General features: G+C 68.8%; 13 protein-coding genes. 4 read left to right on the top strand and 9 right to left on the bottom strand.

Going from position 1 to position 15,311, the window contains the following annotated elements; translation table 11 throughout:
- Window positions 1-34: 34 nt before the first annotated feature.
- Entirely contained in the window at window positions 35-820 is a 786-nt protein-coding gene (locus tag A4R43_RS09205; protein ID WP_113691937.1) for a DeoR/GlpR family DNA-binding transcription regulator, read from the top strand.
- Here A4R43_RS09205 and A4R43_RS09210 read toward each other — a convergent pair.
- The 3 genes from A4R43_RS09210 to A4R43_RS09220 are packed head-to-tail and all read right to left on the bottom strand — an operon-like array spanning window position 810 to window position 3,392.
- Window positions 810-1,643, bottom strand: coding sequence for a class II fructose-bisphosphate aldolase (locus tag A4R43_RS09210; RefSeq protein ID WP_113691938.1), 834 nt, complete (start codon window positions 1,641-1,643; stop codon window positions 810-812). The genes A4R43_RS09205 and A4R43_RS09210 overlap by 11 nt on opposite strands.
- The gene (locus A4R43_RS09215; protein ID WP_113691939.1) at window positions 1,621-2,526 is read right to left on the bottom strand and encodes a 1-phosphofructokinase family hexose kinase; all 906 of its coding nucleotides are present in this window, start codon (window positions 2,524-2,526) and stop codon (window positions 1,621-1,623) included. Before A4R43_RS09215 ends, A4R43_RS09210 begins: the two co-directional genes overlap by 23 nt.
- Window positions 2,526-3,392 (bottom strand): SIS domain-containing protein, encoded by an 867-nt coding sequence (locus A4R43_RS09220; protein ID WP_418190841.1) that lies wholly within the window; start codon window positions 3,390-3,392, stop codon window positions 2,526-2,528. Before A4R43_RS09220 ends, A4R43_RS09215 begins: the two co-directional genes overlap by 1 nt.
- 98 nt (window positions 3,393-3,490) lie before the next feature.
- Here A4R43_RS09220 and A4R43_RS09225 point away from each other — a divergent pair, with 98 nt between their 5' ends.
- The 3 genes from A4R43_RS09225 to A4R43_RS09235 all read left to right on the top strand — a co-directional run bounded on the left by A4R43_RS09225 (window position 3,491) and on the right by A4R43_RS09235 (window position 5,604).
- Complete coding sequence (locus A4R43_RS09225; protein WP_113697453.1) at window positions 3,491-3,997, top strand: winged helix-turn-helix transcriptional regulator; 507 nt, start codon at window positions 3,491-3,493, stop codon at window positions 3,995-3,997.
- A 69-nt stretch (window positions 3,998-4,066) separates the two neighbouring features.
- Window positions 4,067-4,567: an SRPBCC family protein gene (locus A4R43_RS09230; RefSeq protein WP_113691941.1), complete on the top strand. Its 501-nt coding sequence runs from the start codon at window positions 4,067-4,069 to the stop codon at window positions 4,565-4,567.
- On the top strand, window positions 4,567-5,604 hold the full coding sequence (locus A4R43_RS09235; RefSeq protein WP_113691942.1) for an LLM class flavin-dependent oxidoreductase: 1,038 nt from the start codon (window positions 4,567-4,569) through the stop codon (window positions 5,602-5,604). Before A4R43_RS09230 ends, A4R43_RS09235 begins: the two co-directional genes overlap by 1 nt.
- Window positions 5,605-5,607: 3 nt before the next feature.
- On the opposite strand, the gene A4R43_RS09240 is transcribed toward A4R43_RS09235, so the two are convergent.
- The 6 genes from A4R43_RS09240 to A4R43_RS09260 all read right to left on the bottom strand — a co-directional run bounded on the left by A4R43_RS09240 (window position 5,608) and on the right by A4R43_RS09260 (window position 15,176).
- Window positions 5,608-6,339, bottom strand: coding sequence for an SDR family oxidoreductase (locus tag A4R43_RS09240; RefSeq protein WP_113691943.1), 732 nt, complete (start codon window positions 6,337-6,339; stop codon window positions 5,608-5,610).
- A gap of 210 nt (window positions 6,340-6,549) precedes the next feature.
- Window positions 6,550-7,170, bottom strand: coding sequence for a hypothetical protein (locus A4R43_RS42625; RefSeq protein WP_162788385.1), 621 nt, complete (start codon window positions 7,168-7,170; stop codon window positions 6,550-6,552).
- Between the two features lie 365 nt (window positions 7,171-7,535).
- A complete protein-coding gene (locus A4R43_RS09245) occupies window positions 7,536-8,585 on the bottom strand; it encodes a Wadjet anti-phage system protein JetD domain-containing protein (protein WP_113691944.1) in 1,050 nt (349 codons plus the stop codon).
- A complete protein-coding gene (locus A4R43_RS09250; protein WP_113691945.1) occupies window positions 8,575-12,924 on the bottom strand; it encodes a coiled-coil domain-containing protein in 4,350 nt (1,449 codons plus the stop codon). Before A4R43_RS09250 ends, A4R43_RS09245 begins: the two co-directional genes overlap by 11 nt.
- The gene (locus tag A4R43_RS09255) at window positions 12,925-13,662 is read right to left on the bottom strand and encodes a hypothetical protein (RefSeq protein ID WP_113691946.1); all 738 of its coding nucleotides are present in this window, start codon (window positions 13,660-13,662) and stop codon (window positions 12,925-12,927) included.
- A complete protein-coding gene (locus tag A4R43_RS09260; RefSeq protein WP_162788386.1) occupies window positions 13,659-15,176 on the bottom strand; it encodes a hypothetical protein in 1,518 nt (505 codons plus the stop codon). Before A4R43_RS09260 ends, A4R43_RS09255 begins: the two co-directional genes overlap by 4 nt.
- Window positions 15,177-15,311: the final 135 nt, after the last annotated feature.

Below are 15,311 nucleotides of genomic sequence, written 5' to 3' on the forward strand. Positions count from 1 at the left end.
GTGCGGGGGCCCGCACTCGTAGTACTTTCGGCGGATGGATCGGCACGAGCGCCTCAACGCACTGCTCGACATGATCGGGCAACGGGACAAGATCGACGTCGACGAGACCGCCGCCGAGCTGGACGTCTCCCCCGCCACCATCCGCCGCGACCTCGACCACCTCGCCGAGCGCCAGCTGCTCACCCGCACCCGCGGTGGCGCGGTCGCCAGCAACGTGGCCTACGACCTGCCGTTGCGCCACAAGGCCGCGCGCAACGCCCCGGAAAAGCAGCGGATCGCCGTCGCCGCGGCGAAACTGGTCGAGCGCGGCATGGTGATCGGCCTCAACGGCGGCACCACGCTCACCGAGGTCGGCCGTGCCGTGGCCACCCGCCCCGATCTGGGTGAGCGCGGCGATTCACCGTCGCTGACCGTGGTCACCAACGCGCTGAACATCGCGAACGAGCTGGCCGTGCGGCCGAACATCAAGATCGTGGTCACCGGCGGGGTCGCGCGCCCGCAGTCGTTCGAGCTGACCGGGCCGTTCGCCACCAAGATCCTCGACGAGATCACGCTGGACCTGGTGCTGCTCGGCGTGGACGCGGTGGACCCGCTGCGTGGCGCCTACGCGCACCACGAGGGCGAGGCCAGCATCAACCGGCTGATGGTCTCGCGCGCCCGGCACGTCGCCGTGGTCGGCGACAGCTCGAAGCTCGGCGGGCACGCCTTCGCCAGGATCTGCGCCACCAACGAGGTGCACACCCTGGTCACGGACACTTCGGCGCCGGACAAGACGATCGAGGCGTTCCAGGCCGAAGGCGTCCGCGTCATCACGGCCTGAGCACGCGCAGCAGCCGCGCCACCTCACCGGCCATCGCTTCCCGTCCCGCGCTGAGGTACTTGCGCGGATCGACGGTGCCGGGCCGGGCCGCGAGCTGCTCGCGCACGCCCGCGGTGAACACCTTGTTCAGCTGCGTGGCGATGTTGATCTTGGTCATGCCGTGGCGCACGGCGGTGGCCAGGTGCTCGTCGGCCACGCCGGACGAGCCGTGCAGCACCAGTGGCACCGGCACTTCCGCCCGCAGCGCGCCGATCAGCTCGAAGTCGAGTTCGGCGTCCCTGGTGAGCATCGCGTGCGAACTGCCGACGGCCACCGCGAGCGCGTCCACGCCGGTCGCCTCGACAAACGCACGTGCCTCTCTCGGCTCGGTCCGCGCGCCGGGCGCGTGCACGCCGTCCTTGCCGCCGACCTCGCCGAGTTCGGCCTCCACCCACACGCCCCGGTCGTGGCAGTAGGCCACGACTTCCTTGGTGGACTGCAGGTTGTCGCGGTAGTCCAGAGTGGACCCGTCGTACATCACCGAGCTGAAGCCGAGTTCGACGGCCTCGTGCACCAGTTCCGGCTCGTCGGCGTGGTCCAGGTGCACGGCCACCGGCACCTCCGCACCACGGGCCGCGGCCACCGCGGCGGCCCCGATCGGCGCCAGCGCGCCGTGGTAGCGGACCGCGTTCTGGCTCAGCTGCAGGATGACCGGCAGCCCGGCCCGTTCGGCGCCTTCGATGATCGCGCTGATGTGCTCCAGCAGGATGGCGTTGAACGCGCCGCAGCCGGTGCCGAGTTCGGCCGCCGGGCCGGCGATGTCACCCGTTGACACCAGTGGCATGGGTTTCCTCCACGGTCACGGCGCCGAGTTCGCGCCGGTAGTGAGCAAGATCGGCGTCGCCGGCGAGCGGTCCGAGCACGGCCGCGGCGGACAGCGCGACGGCGTGCCGCAGCACCTCGGGCCAGCTCCGGTGCAGGTTCATCGCGATGCCCGCCACCGCCGCGTCACCCGCGCCGGTCGTGTTGCCGTCGAGCTTCCGCGACGGCCGCGCCAGCCAGGTGCCGTCGGCGGTGGCGGCGAGCATGCCGCGCGGGCCCAGGGAAACGAGCACCGCGCCCGCGCCACCGGCCCGCAGTTCGTGGGGATCGCCGGTGAGTTCACGGAGTTCGTCCGCGTTGGGCTTCACCACGTCCGGTCCGGACTTGATGCCTTCGCGCAGCGCCTCCCCCGACGTGTCCAGCACCGTGGGCACGCCCGCGTTCTTCGCCAGCACGATGAGCTGGGCGTACCCGTCGAGCGGGGCACCCGGCGGCAGGCTGCCCGAGCAGACCAGCACCCCGGCGTGTTCGAGGTGCTTTCCCACTTCCCCGGTCAGGCGCTGCCAGTCCACTTCGGACATCCGTGGCCCCGGTTCGTTGACCAGGGTCACGTCGTCCGGCGCCACCAGCGCGGTGGTGCGGCGGGTGGCACCGTCGATCGCGGTCAGCCGATGCGGAATGCCCGCGGCGGCGAGGTCTTCGCGGAACAGCTCGGCGTCGGTGCCGCCGACCGGTGCGATGGCGAGGGTCTCGCGGCCGAGTGCGTGCAGCACCCTGGCCACGTTGATTCCCTTGCCCCCGGCGCGCTTGCGCACCTCGGCGGGCCGGATGACGGCACCGGGTTCGAGCGCGCCGATCCGGTAGGTGACGTCCAGCGCGGGGTTCGCGGTGACCGTGACGATCACTAGGCGAGGACTACGGATCGGGTCAGGTTGCGGGGGTTGTCCGGATCGAGCCCGCGATCCGCGGCGAGCGCACCGGCGAGCCGCTGGGCACGCACGAGGTCCGCCATCGGGTCCAGGTTGTCGTCCACGAACAACGCACCGGCGCGGCGCACTTCGTCGGCCAGCCCTTCCGGCGCCTGGCCGAACATCCAGGTCACGCGGCCGGGTTCGGCGATGCTGATCGGCCCGTGCCGGTACTCCAGCGCGGGATACGACTCGGCCCAGCTGACCGACGCTTCGCGCAGCTTGAGCGCGGCCTCCGCGGCGAGTCCGACGGTCCAGCCGGTGCCCAGGAAGGTGAACTGCCCCGCTGCCCGCACGTCGGTGTCCACAGTGGTCTCGAGAACCTGCTCGGCTTCCGCGATGGCGCGGTCGAGGTTTTCGCCGAGATGGGCGCGGAGCAGGGCGAGCGTGGCGGTGGCGAACCGGGTCTGCACCACGGATCGCTCGTCGCTGAAGGAAAGGTCCACCACCGCGCCCGCCTGGTGCTCGATCTCGGCCGGCACGCCGGTGAGGACGGTCGCGGGCGCGCCGAGTTGCCCGAGCAGCCGGTGGATCTCCGTGGTGGTACCGGACCTGGTGATCGCGAGCACCTGGTCGTACCGCCTGCCGAGCGGGAACTCCGAGGCCGCGAACGCGTCGGTCTCGCCGAGCCCGGCGCGCTCGCGCAGCGCGGCATAGGCCTGCGCGACGAACCACGAGGTACCGCAGCCCACCACGGCCACCCGGCGGCCCGGGCGCGGCAGCAGGCTCGCCACGGCCGGATCGGCGGCGAGGTCCACGGCTTGGCGCCAGTGCGCGGGCTGGCTGGCGATCTCCGCATCCATCTCTGACATGAGGATCAGCGTAGTTGCGTGTTTTTGCTCGGTCAATCGCTCTTTCAAGCAACTTCGCGCATGCCGTGCGCGGGCCTATGCTCAACGGCATGAAGCGGACCTCTTTTGCCAGGTGGCCGTGCTCCATCGCACGCACCATGGACCTGTTCGGGGACCAGTGGAGCCCGCTGGTGCTGCGCGAGAGCTTCTACGGCATCCGCCGCTTCGGCGACTTCCAGCAGGAACTGGGCATTCCGCGCAACACGCTGGCCGACCGGCTCAAGCGACTGGTCGACGAAGGCCTGCTCGAAAAGCGCGCCTACCAGGACGAGCCGGTCCGTCACGAGTACCTGCTCACCGAGAAGGGCCGCGACTTCTTCGACGTGCTCGCGGTGATGTCGCGCTGGGGCGACCGCTGGCTGTCCGGCCCGGAAGGCCCGCCGGTGCGCATGCACCACCTGGACTGCGGGCACGACACGCACGCCGAGGTGGTCTGCGCTTCCTGCGGCGAGCCGCTCGATCCCGCGCGGATCCGCATGCGCACCGGGCCCGGGTACCCGGAAGGCCTCAAGGCCCGGCCGGACGTCCGGCGCCGCTTCGAGGACCTGACGTCTTGACATGGTGAGTCCAAATACGAAACTCTGAAGCTCAGAGGGCGTTTTCTCGGAGCTGAGGAGGTTCGCGCGGTGGAGTGGACGGGCGCACGGTACGCGGATGCACCGACCATCGAGCAGCGGATCCGGATCGACGCGCCGCCCGACCGGGTCTGGGAACTGGTCTCCGACATCAACCTGTTGCCCTCGCTCAGCGCCGAACTGCAGGCCGTCGAATGGCTCGACGACGGGCCCGCGCTCGGTGCCCGGTTCCGCGGGCGCAACACGCATCCGTCCTTCGGCAACTGGGAGACCGTTTCCCATGTGGTCGGCTACGAGCCGCAGCGCACCTTCGCCTGGGCGGTGACGGATCCGGAGAAGCCGTCGGCCAGCTGGCGGTTCAGCCTCGAACCACACGACGGCGGGACCGAGCTGCGCCAGTGGATGCAGATGGGGCCGGGCCCGTCCGGGCTGTCGGCCGCGATCCAGCGCATGCCGGAGAAGGAGCAGAAGATCGTGTTTGTCCGGCTGCGTGAGCTGGAGAACGCCATCCTCGCCAATCTCGACGCGATCAAGAAGCTGGCCGAAGGCTGATGCGCACCGCGACGACGATCGAAGCGTCCGGCGGCTCGTGGCCGGAGATCGTCGAGTTCGTGCTGGAAGCCGAGAAGCTGGGACTCGACATCTGCTGGGTCGCCGAGGCCTGGGGCTCCGACGCACCCGCTCCCCTGGGTTTCCTGGCCGCGCGCACCGAGCGGATGCTGCTGGGTTCCGGCATCATCCAGCTCGGCACGCGCACGCCCGCGGCCATCGCGCAGACCGCGATCACGCTGTCGAACATGTCGGACGGGCGGTTCCTGCTGGGACTCGGCCCCTCCGGCCCGCAGGTGATCGAAGGCCTGCACGGCGTTCCGTTCGCCCGGCCGCTCACCCGGCTGCGTGAAACCGTGGACATCGTGCGGTCCGCGTTCACCGGCGAGAAACTGCGTTATTCCGGTTCGGCGTTCGAACTGCCGTTGCCCGGTGAGGCCCGTCCGATGCGCCTTTCCACCCGCCCCGGACACCCCATTCCGATTTACCTGGCCACGCTTTCCCCGCGCATGCTCCGGCTGACCGGGGAAATCGCCGACGGCTGGCTCGGCACGAGCTTTGTACCGGAAGGCGCGGACGCCTACTTCCGCTATCTCGACGAAGGCCTGGCCGCGGCCGGCCGCACCCGAGCCGAGCTGGATGTCTGCCAGGGTGCCGAAGTGGCGTTCGCGGCCGACGAGGACGAACTCCGCGCAATGGTCGCGGGCCGCAAAATGGAGCTGGCGTTCAGCCTGGGCGGCATGGGCTCCGCCGGAAGCAATTTCTACAACGACGCCTACAGCAGGCAGGGCTGGGCCGATGTCGCCGCGGAAATCCGGTCGCGCTGGCTTTCCGGGGACCGCACGGGCGCGGCCGCTTTGGTGACCGACGAAATGGTGCTCGGCACCACGCTGATCGGCACCGAAGAAATGGTGCGCGCACGACTCAAGGTGTGGCGTGACGCCGGCGTCGACACCGTCCGGTTGTACCCGGCGGGCGAGACCCTCGACGCCCGGCTCACCACCCTGGGCAGGGCGTTGCAGCTGGTCGCCGAGCTTTGAGCGTCACGCGATCCCGCCGTTCGCGCGAATGGTCTGGCCGTTGATCCAGCGCGCGGGACCGGCCAGGAACGAGACCACCTCGGCGATGTCGGACGGATTGCCGAGCCGTTCCAGGGGCGGCTGCGCGGCCATTCGCGCGATGGTCTCCTCGTCCTTGCCGTCCAGGAACAGCGAGGTCGCCGTCGGCCCTGGCGCCACGGCGTTGACGGTGATGTCGCGGCCGCGCAGCTCGCGGGCCAGGATGAGCGTGATCGCCTCGACCGCGCCCTTCGACGCCGCGTACCCGGAGTAACCCGGGATCGCCAGCGCGAGCACGGACGTGGAGAAGTTGATGATCGCGCCGCCGTCGCGCACGCGGCGGGCCGCCTGCTGGCCGACCACGAAGGTGCCGCGGATGTTGGTGCGGTGCATGCTGTCCAGCTCGTCCAGGTCGAGTTCGGCGAGCGGCGCGAGCACCATGCGCGCGGCCGCGTGCACCACCACGTCCACTCCCCCGAACTCGGCCTCGGCCCGGTCGAACACCGCCGCGACGGCCTGCTCGTCGGCCACGTCCGCCCTGGCCGCGATCGCCCGCCCACCACCGGCGGTGATCGCCTCGACCGCCGCGTTGGCCTCGGCCTCGTTACCCGCGCACACAACCACGACGGCCATCCCGTCCCTGGCCAGCCGCTCGGCGGAGTCACGCCCGATCCCGCGCGACCCGCCGGTCACGATCGCCACCCGCTGCTCGGCCATACCCGCCGTCCTTAATCGCCGCTACCACTGAGACGTTAACAACGATACCACCGCCGCGAGCGCAGGCAGCGGTGAACGAGGGGTACCACGAACCAAAAAAGCTGGCCGTCTACGCGACGACCAGCTCCGGTGTAGATAATGTGCGTGTCCGAGGGGCGACTTGCACACTAACCACACGCCTGAGCCTGCCAGCGTAAGGGCGGCGTCACGTCACAGCGCGTAAGGATAGCGTCGGATGTGCGTTTTGCCCTCGACCTCTTCTACGTAATCCCAGGGTGAGCGGTCGCCGACTTCTGGGTTGCAGGCGACGTTGCCAGCCGCGCCAGTACAGCGAGCACACCATTCCCAGTCACGAACGTGGGACGCTACAAGGCCTTCGCCGTAGTCGACGTACCGTTCGTTGTCACGGTCGGTGAAGTACTTGGCCCTCACGGATGCGCAACCGAGTCGCGAGCCCCAATGCTTACGGGTTCCGGTGCCTCCGAATGAGCTGACTACCCTTGGGTCTGGCTGCTGCAGGCAGTAGAGCGCGGCCGTGCCGAACACGTCGGGTGCAACGAAATGGTCTTCAAGGTCCGATAGTCCACAGCGCTGGCAGATGCGGCGACGTAATAGCTCGTCAGCCAGCGCGATGGCACCTGAGAGTTCGTCATCGTATGGTCTTCCCTCGTAGCCGGGAACTGGCATTCTGACGAACCCACTCCCGTACGCGTTTGAGGGAAGCCAATCATGATGCTCAGGCGACCACAACAGACGCGTCCCGCCACCATACGACTCGTAGACAACTACAGCCCAGAAATCGTCGAGCGACTTCGGTAATATTGCGTTCACTGCGCCATCTTAGAGCTTCGGTGCTCCATCTGGTGTGCGGTGTTCGAGCCCGATGGCGCGCCGCGCTGATCGACGCGGGTGGCGCGCCCGCCACACTACCGGTCAAGGCGGTTCAGCCTAGGGCTGTCGGGGGGGCACTGCGGACGTGCCGCTACCCGAGTCCGTCCAGGTCGCAGCGTCGACGCCGGACCCAGGGAAACGAAGTACATCCTTCCTCACCGGCGACCGGTTCCTGGATGCCGCACTGCTCGACCGCCTGGTGGCCGACGCCGACGCTGCGGTGGGCTCGTGATGGTTCGCACGCAAACCGTCGCGCGGAAGTCATCGCGCAATGACCGTGGCTGAGAGGGCTGCGCTGCACCGCCTCACCGATCATTGAACCAGTCGGAGAGAGCCGTCGCGGCGAGAACTTCAACCCCGACGTTTTCCTGCACGACCCGTTCGCCGGACCGGGCAACGGCCAGGCACACGTCGCCCAAAGACTCGTCCAGCCATTCCTGAACCCAAGCGGCTGTGGCGGCGCTCATCCGCAGCGTGCGCCCACTCGGCCGGCGCTGCCCATACTCGATAGCGAGGCTGTACAACCCCTTCGCCGGCCGAAGTTCCTCGAATCCGAGATCGCGTACGCATTGCCAAGCTGTTCGGGCGATCCGGAAACCTCCCGCGTCGACGTCACCGAAGTACCAACACTCAAGTGGGCGTTCGCCGCAAGCGGCGAGGGCTCGTAACCTGGTGCGCACCTGATTTCCCGATCCCCAGATGATTTGGCCGTCGAAGCCCAGCTCTGCCGCACGACGCGACAGCGAGACGTAGGTCGTGTAGTTCTCGACGAGGAGCCAGGTATCGCTGTCACCGAGGATCCGACGGTTTACCGGCGGCCAGCACTGTTCACACTCCAGCAGATCCAGGGTCAGCCGTCCTGGCCGGAACAAGGGACCGAACAGCCAATTCTCGAGGGCTTTGTCGTCACCGGTGATCTCGAGCGACCGTTCCCGAATCGGCACGACCACCCCACGACGGCGGGGCAGCCAGGAGTTCACCAGCGCGAGACATGATCGCTCCGCGGTACTCCACTCGCCGCGTTCGTCGGCGAGCGCCGCCCAGCCGAGGTCCGCGTGCCAGACGATCGGTGCTGGTTTCTCCGCCTGCCCCGACGGCGCTCCCCGTCGGGTGACGTACGCGGGCAGCGGTGGATCGGCGCGGCGGTCGGTCCGGGTCTTCGGGAGGTCGATCACCCCCTCGGCTGCGAGGAACGTGATCGCGGTGAGCACCCGGCGACGCCAGTGCACCGAGACCGCTGCGCTGTGGTCGACCTTCGCCGCGGCCGAGAGGACGACGTCGAGTGGTACCCGCCGGGGGCCGTATACGCGAACGGTCTCGGCGATCGCGCCGATCAGCGCTGGCTCAGGGATCACGACGCACCGACGAAACGACGTCGACCAGCTGGCTCGTGCCGGCGGCGGAGTTGTCGAGGTCGTTCGAAACGTAGGCTCGTCCTGGCCGCGTAGCCGAGGGCCGTTTGTGCATTGCGGCGATCCGCGGGAACGCGGTCACCGCGCCGAGGTCACCGATCCCGGTCAGGAACACCAGCTGCACGCCGCTCGCTTTCGCCACCCGCCGCTGCAAGTCGAGGAACGGCAGATAGTTGGCTTTGCCGAGCGGGTTGTCGAGCGGAACCAGGCCGCCGACCGAGCTGGTGCGGTGACCGGTCCGCTGTTCGGTGCGCAGCCGGGCCATGACACAGAAGAGCACCAGCGACGCAGTGAGGTTCTCCCCGCCGGACCACTTGCGCATGTCTTCGACCGCCGTTCGCCCGGTCGGCTGATCCGGAGCGGGCTTGAGGACCGATGCCCGGAATCCCGCGGTCACGGCGGCTTCGGTCGCCCGCCAGAGCAGTTCGGTCGGGTCGGTCTCGACCTTGCCCGCGCCCACCATCCGGTCCACCAGTTCGCCGATGCGCAACGCTGCCTGCTCCCGCGTCGGACGTTTCTTGGCGTCGACGGCCAGGAATCGGTAACCCGCCCACGGACCCACGCCCTCCGGTAGTTCGGACAAGGCCGATGCCCGGCCGAGCAGTCGCAGCGCGTCGTCCACGAGGTCGCCCAGGCGTGACACCACGTTCTGCTTGTGTTCCTGGACCTGGGTCAGCTGCCGGGTGATGGCCTGCTGCCGGGTCTCCAGGTCGTCGGCGAACTCACCCGCGCGCGCGGCGACGCGTTCATACAAGTGCTCACTGCGGAACAGCTCCCTGAGCCGGCGCACCGCCTGGCCGTTCTCGTCTTCGGCCACTGCGGCGAACCGGTCGTCCGCTGCCCAGTTCCGGAGTCGTTCTGCATGTTGAGACCGATTTCCGAGGAGGCCGTTGTACTCGCTCTCGAGGGCCTCGAATCCCTGCACGAGCCGCTCGGTCTTCGCCCGGATCTCGTCATCGCGGTCCGGGACGATCCCTCTCGCGACGTCGGCGGGATCGACGCTCCGGAACAGGTTGGCCTGGTCGAGAAGGACTCCGATCAAGCCCTTCGCGTCATCGGCCGCCCGACCGGCGTCGTCACGCTCCCGCTCCAGGAATCCCGCAGCAAGCTGCAGGCCGATGGCGAGTTCGTTGGACTCCGCCGCGTGCCGGAGGGCATCACCCCGGTCGGCCGGTTCCAACACCTGCTCCGTGTGGCGGGTCCGCCCGCGCGGAGTCGCCGTTCGCAACTCGGTCTCGGCCTCTCGCAACTCCGCTTCGGCCGCGCCGAGCTTGCGTTCGGTCGCGGTTTTCGCGTCACGTACCCGATCCAAGGCTTCCTGGCGAAGCTCGCGATCTTCGGCGACCGTTGTAGCTGAGAGCTGTGCGGCCCGCGCCCGTACTGGGCTGGCGTGGCGTTCCCACTTTTGCGCGCCGGCGCGAACGGTCTTCTCGGCTTCCGCCTCGGCACGGCGCAGTTCCGCTTCGGGGAACTGCCGGCGCAGAAGCTCCTTGCTCTCGGCGACGGCCGCCTCCGCGCTCTCCACGCTCTTGTCGGTAAAGATCGAGTGCGCTGGCAGCGTGGCACGGGTCGCGGTCCAGGTTCGTCTGCTCGACTCGAGTCCGCGACTCTCGTCACGAAAGCGCTCGATGTCGACGTCGGCGGATTCGTAGGTCGCGACAGCAGCCGTTTCCGCCTCCTTTTCGGCCTCCTGCAACGCAGGGATCGCTTCCATACGGGCGCTGGCCGGATTCACGACCTCCTGTTCCTCGCGTTCGAGGTCTTCGACTCGCGCCAGCGCGACGCGAAGTTCCGGCAAAGTCTCGCGCAGCCGGGCGTGTTCTTCGACGATTTCCGCGTGTTGCCCGCGCAGCTCGTCGCGGTCGCTGGTCGCGGCCGACTCCTCGGTCTCAGCATCTCGTGAAGCAGCCTTGGCCGACCTGAGGCGGTTGCGCAGCCCCGTGACGCCGTCGTCCGGGAAGGCTTGCACCAGTGCTCGGATTTCAGCGATTTTCGCCGCTTCGCCATCGCGTTGCCGGTTCAGCCGTTCGAGCCGGTCCTGCCCGGCCGTCAGCCGATCCGCCCGACGGCGGTGTTCGTCGGCTGCGGCGGCCGCGTCGTAGCGCGCCGCCACCGGGCCGAGCACGACCCGTGGCGTCCGCTCCTCTTGGAAGACCCGCGCCGAAGCGACCACGACAGCGTCGTCCAGCGTCGTTTCGATCCGCTCGGCTGCTTCGGCGGGATCGCCATAGATGACAACCCCCTCCACGACCTCGGGAAGCTCCGTGATCTTCCTCCGCTGTTCTTCAGCAGGCACGTGATTCGCCAGGTAGCTCCACCCGGAGAACGCCGTGACACCTGCCGCGCGCAGCTCGGACAGCACCGCCTCGACTGCGGGCCGGGGTGGCAGGAACCCGTCCGCCCGCAGGCCTTCCACCGCGTTCTCGTCTTGGACCAGTCCGGTTCGGACGCCGAGGATCTCGGCCTCGATCCCTGCCACTGACCCGGTGAGCAGCGCGACCGCGTCGGCTGCGGATTCGGTCAGATCGACCGAATCCGCCTGAAGCAGCTGACGCAGCCGAGCATCGTCGCCGATCTGCGCCGCACGCTCCTCCAGGTTCGTCAGCTCGGCCTGCAACCGGTCGTGTACAGCACCTGCTCGTTGACGTTCCTGCCTGGCCGACTCGCACCTGTCGTCGGCCGAGACGAGATCACGCGCCAACGACTCGCGTTCGCCCACCAACCGCTCCAGATCCGCTGTGCACACGCGCAGCCGGTGGCGATATCGCTCGACTGCGGCTTCCAGCCGTTCGGACGGCTCCAGTGTCCCCTTCTCGACGGCAGCGGCCCGGGTGGCCTGGAAGCGGTTGACCCGCTCGGTCAGCTCCCGGAGTTCGGAAGCCAGCTCCACATACCGCTCGTGAGCCGTCCGGCGGGCACGTTCGGCGGCTTCCTTCTCCCGCCGTGCGGCCGTCACCGCCGATGCGAGCGAGGCGAGCCGGAGCCGCGCGCCTTCAGCCGCCGCCTCGAGTGCACCTGCCCACTCCGCCTGTGCCGCTTCGAACAGTTCGATCAACGGCTGAGCTTCTTCGGCAGCGGCGGCCAAGGCCCCCTGCCGGACAGACAGGGCCGCGATCGCTTCGTCCAAAGCGGCTCGGTCCGCGACCGCCTCCCAGGCAGCCACGTCAAGGGCGAGCGCGCCTGCTCGTTCGGTCGCGTCGCTGACCTGGTCCCGCGCAGTCCGGACGCGGAACACAGCGGCGAGCCGCGTGTACTCGTCGCGTTGGCGACGTGCGGCGTCGGCCTCGGCGCGTTTCTCCTTGAACCGATCGTCCAGGTGCTCCTGCCGCTCACGCTCGAGCCGCTGTAGCGCCGTCGCGCCGTCGGCCTTGTCCAGCAAGGCTTTCTTGAAGCCCGCGACACGAGCTCGCTCCTCGTCACGGGCCGCCGTCGCCGCTACTACCTTGCGGTGCGCCTCGCCCAGCGCGCCCACCTTCGGCTGGGCCTCCGCGCAGAACTCCCGCTCGGCCTCGTAGCCGGGCTGCTTCGCGATCTCCTTCTGTGTTTCGGAAAGCAGATCGCGCACGGGCGCGGTCCGGTTGCGGTCGCTGACGAACCTCAGCAGGTAGCGAACGAACGCCCCCGGCGAGTCGATTCCGTCGAACAACGCCTCGATGCCGCCTTCGGTGGCGTTGACTTCGGTGAAGTAGCGGAACAGATCCGGGTCGAAGCGCCGCTCGCGGAGCGCTTGGTGCCACTCCGCGATCGTCGAGCTGGCAACCACCACGTTCACTCCGTGCGCCGCCAGCTCGTTGAGGTGCCTGCGGAAACCGTCCCGGTCGCAGCGACCGGAGGTCCGGAAGGTGAACGGCAGATCGTCGAGGGCGGACCCCTCGACCGCCGGCTCGGGGTGCACGCACCACCAGGTCCGTTTGAGGTTCTCCTTGCCCGCGGCGTTGTAGTCGCGCGGTCGCTGCCGCCCGTCCCATTCGTAGATCGCACCGGTCAGCAGGACACGTCCTTCGGAATCGGCCCACTCGGCGACGACGTGCGCGGTGTCGTGGCTTTGGACCAGATCCTCAAGCGTCCGTTTCTTCGTCCGAGTGGCGAGGAAGTCACGGCGGTCGGGCAGGATCAGCGCCAGCAACAAGGACAGCATCGTAGTTTTGCCGGCGCCGTTGCGCAGCCACACGATGCTATCCGCGGGCGCACCGTCGGCGTCGGTCAAGTCGACGAGCAGATCCGAGAACCGGTTGTCGGGCACGCCGATCGAGTCCAGGTAGAACCGGCGCAGGCGGTACATCTAGTCACGCTCCTCTTCCGCCTGCCGCGCTTCGGCGAACACGGCGTACACGGCGTCCTCGGTCACTTCGGCCAGGCCGATCCGGAACCGATCGTTGAGTTGGTAGGCCTCACCGCGCTCGTCGTCGAGTGCCGGCTCGCGCCGAGCACGGCCCTTGTCGACGAGGTACTGCAGGAGCGCGTGGACGTAGTAGCGGCGGTTGTCTCGGCTGCGAACGCTGTCATTCAGCGGGACGTCGGGCAGGTCGAGCCACATTTTCGCCGCCTCGCCGAGTTGACGGCTCCGCGTCTCCTCGGCGTTGTCGGCCGCTTCGGCGGCGGTCCTCGCATGACGAGTGAGGAAACGTTGCAGTTCGGCGGTCCGGACACCGGGACTACCCGAGTCGAGCAAAGCTTCTCCGTTTGGATAGGCGTAGGCGGCCAAGCCCACCAGGACCAAGCCGAAGCAGTGCCGATCCTGCAGCTGCTTCGGCCCGGTCCGCCGCGGCAGGCCGCTGTTGTCCAGCGTTACCGCGAACGGACCGTCCGGTGCCCCGGTGACCAGCAGCCCCAGCTGGGTCGGCAGGTGAACGCGGAGCCCGAGGCCGTCGGCGATCCGGCCGACGACCTCGGCGAACTCCGTGTCCGTTCGGTACCGGTCGAGCAGCGACCGGTACGGGCTGTCGGGTGTGGGACGGCTTTTCGGCACGAGCGCGAACCGCACGAGGGAAGCAGCGTCACCCACATCGGTCAGGTTCATTCGGCTCCCATCAGGTCACCCGCGCTCACCGCGTCGATCCGGTCGAGTGCCGCAGGGGTAGCCAGCAGCAGATCCGGCCCGGAGAACCGCGGGTCCACGAGCATGGTGTCGTCGTCGACCGCGGCCAGCGCCGCGACCGCAGCGGCCAGGTCAGGCCGCGCCGGCAGCTCGTCGGCTGTGAGTTCCGAGGTGTTCACGACCACGTAGAGAGCCGCGCCCCAAAGGACGTCGAGGAGGCGGACGGGCTGTTCGACTCGGTCAGCTGCCTCTCGCCCAGCCGCCAGCAACCCGGACAGGCGGACGGGCGTGTGCGCGGCCGCGGAGAGGATTTCGGTGGCGCAAGCGGCAATGTCGTCCGGCACTGAATCGTGGGCTTCCTCCCCGAGTTCACCGGGATCGTCGACATCAGGGTCCCGCATCTCCCGTGCGGTGGGCTCGCGGAGAAGCTGCTTGAGCAGGTCGTCGAGGCCCCACTGTGGCGTGACGCGCGGCGGCGACACCCCGGCGATCAGGATTCCGGCGACCATCTCGAACTCGGGATCGTCGGCGACCAGAATCGGCGCCAGCACCTGTTCACCCAGGTCGATTGCGGCCGCGAGCCCCCGGGGCTGGAAGCGCTGCACCTCCTGGGCCGCCAAGAACACCGGAATGGCCTGCTGGAGGTAGAGCTCCAGACGCACCCAGACGTCCTGTCCGCGAGCGACGGTCTCCTCGATCAGGCGGCAGACCTCGGCCGCGGCGGGATCCTCACCCGCCCGCCGGGCCAGGTCGCGGAGCTGCCGGTCCTTGTCGAGCTGCTGCCCGACCTTCTCGAGGACATTTTCGAGCCAGCCGGGCATCTCGCCGGCCCAGTCGACGCTGCGGATGTCACGACGCGTGTCGTCCAGCTTCTCCCTCAGGCTGGCCGAGAGCCCTTGGGCGGTCCGAGTGGCCTGCTTGGCCGTCGCGAGCGCCTTGTCGAACTCGCCGGAGTTCATCTGGATCTCGACCATGATCTTGAGCGCGAGCGCCTGGTCGGCCAGATTGGTGTTGAGAGCCTGCAGGAACACGAGGATCGCGGGGTCGGTCGCCTTGACCGCGATCCCCTCTACCTCCTCGGTGAGGGTCAGGAGCTGAAAGCGGTACGCGACGGCTTCACTCCACTGTTCACCGTCGGCTGCAGGTTCACGCCAGAACACCTCGTGCGGGCGCCCGTCGTTGAGCAGCGTGTTCAAGACGACCTTGGCTACCTTCGCCCACGGCCGGTTGTCATCGTCTGGGCTCATCCGGCGTGCGGCGAGCATTAGGTGGTCGACGATCGCGCCCGGGCTGACCGAACCCTCCATACTGGCCTGGTTCAGCACGACGAAGTCGATCAACCGCAGTGCGAGCTGTGGCAGGTCATACCGGCGGTGGTCGAACCCGGCCCGCGGAGCCGCACGGTTCACCAGTTCGAAGACCGGTTGCAGCAGCTGCAGCGCCTGCCACCGCGCGTGCAATTCACCACCGGCACGATCACCGGCTACCCCTGCCATCGGCACCTCCAGGCCCTCCCCGACCTCTCGCGGTGTAGTCGGTTGGCGAAAACCATGCATTACACAGGTACGCGATCTTCACCTGAATGCGCCGGCAAGGCCCAATCGAGGCCGACTTCTCGGCGGCCAACCACC

The sequence above is a fragment of the Amycolatopsis albispora genome, assembly GCF_003312875.1.
Taxonomy (GTDB): domain Bacteria; phylum Actinomycetota; class Actinomycetes; order Mycobacteriales; family Pseudonocardiaceae; genus Amycolatopsis; species Amycolatopsis albispora.

Coding starts and splice junctions, on each gene's coding strand:
- A4R43_RS09205 (WP_113691937.1), top strand. CDS start 35: ATGGATCGGCACGAGCGCCTCAACGCACTGCTCGACATGATCGGGCAA.
- A4R43_RS09210 (WP_113691938.1), bottom strand. CDS start 1,643: ATGCCACTGGTGTCAACGGGTGACATCGCCGGCCCGGCGGCCGAACTC.
- A4R43_RS09220 (WP_418190841.1), bottom strand. CDS start 3,392: ATGGATGCGGAGATCGCCAGCCAGCCCGCGCACTGGCGCCAAGCCGTG.
- A4R43_RS09225 (WP_113697453.1), top strand. CDS start 3,491: ATGAAGCGGACCTCTTTTGCCAGGTGGCCGTGCTCCATCGCACGCACC.
- A4R43_RS09235 (WP_113691942.1), top strand. CDS start 4,567: ATGCGCACCGCGACGACGATCGAAGCGTCCGGCGGCTCGTGGCCGGAG.
- A4R43_RS09240 (WP_113691943.1), bottom strand. CDS start 6,339: ATGGCCGAGCAGCGGGTGGCGATCGTGACCGGCGGGTCGCGCGGGATC.
- A4R43_RS09250 (WP_113691945.1), bottom strand. CDS start 12,924: ATGTACCGCCTGCGCCGGTTCTACCTGGACTCGATCGGCGTGCCCGAC.
- A4R43_RS09255 (WP_113691946.1), bottom strand. CDS start 13,662: ATGAACCTGACCGATGTGGGTGACGCTGCTTCCCTCGTGCGGTTCGCG.
- A4R43_RS09260 (WP_162788386.1), bottom strand. CDS start 15,176: ATGGCAGGGGTAGCCGGTGATCGTGCCGGTGGTGAATTGCACGCGCGG.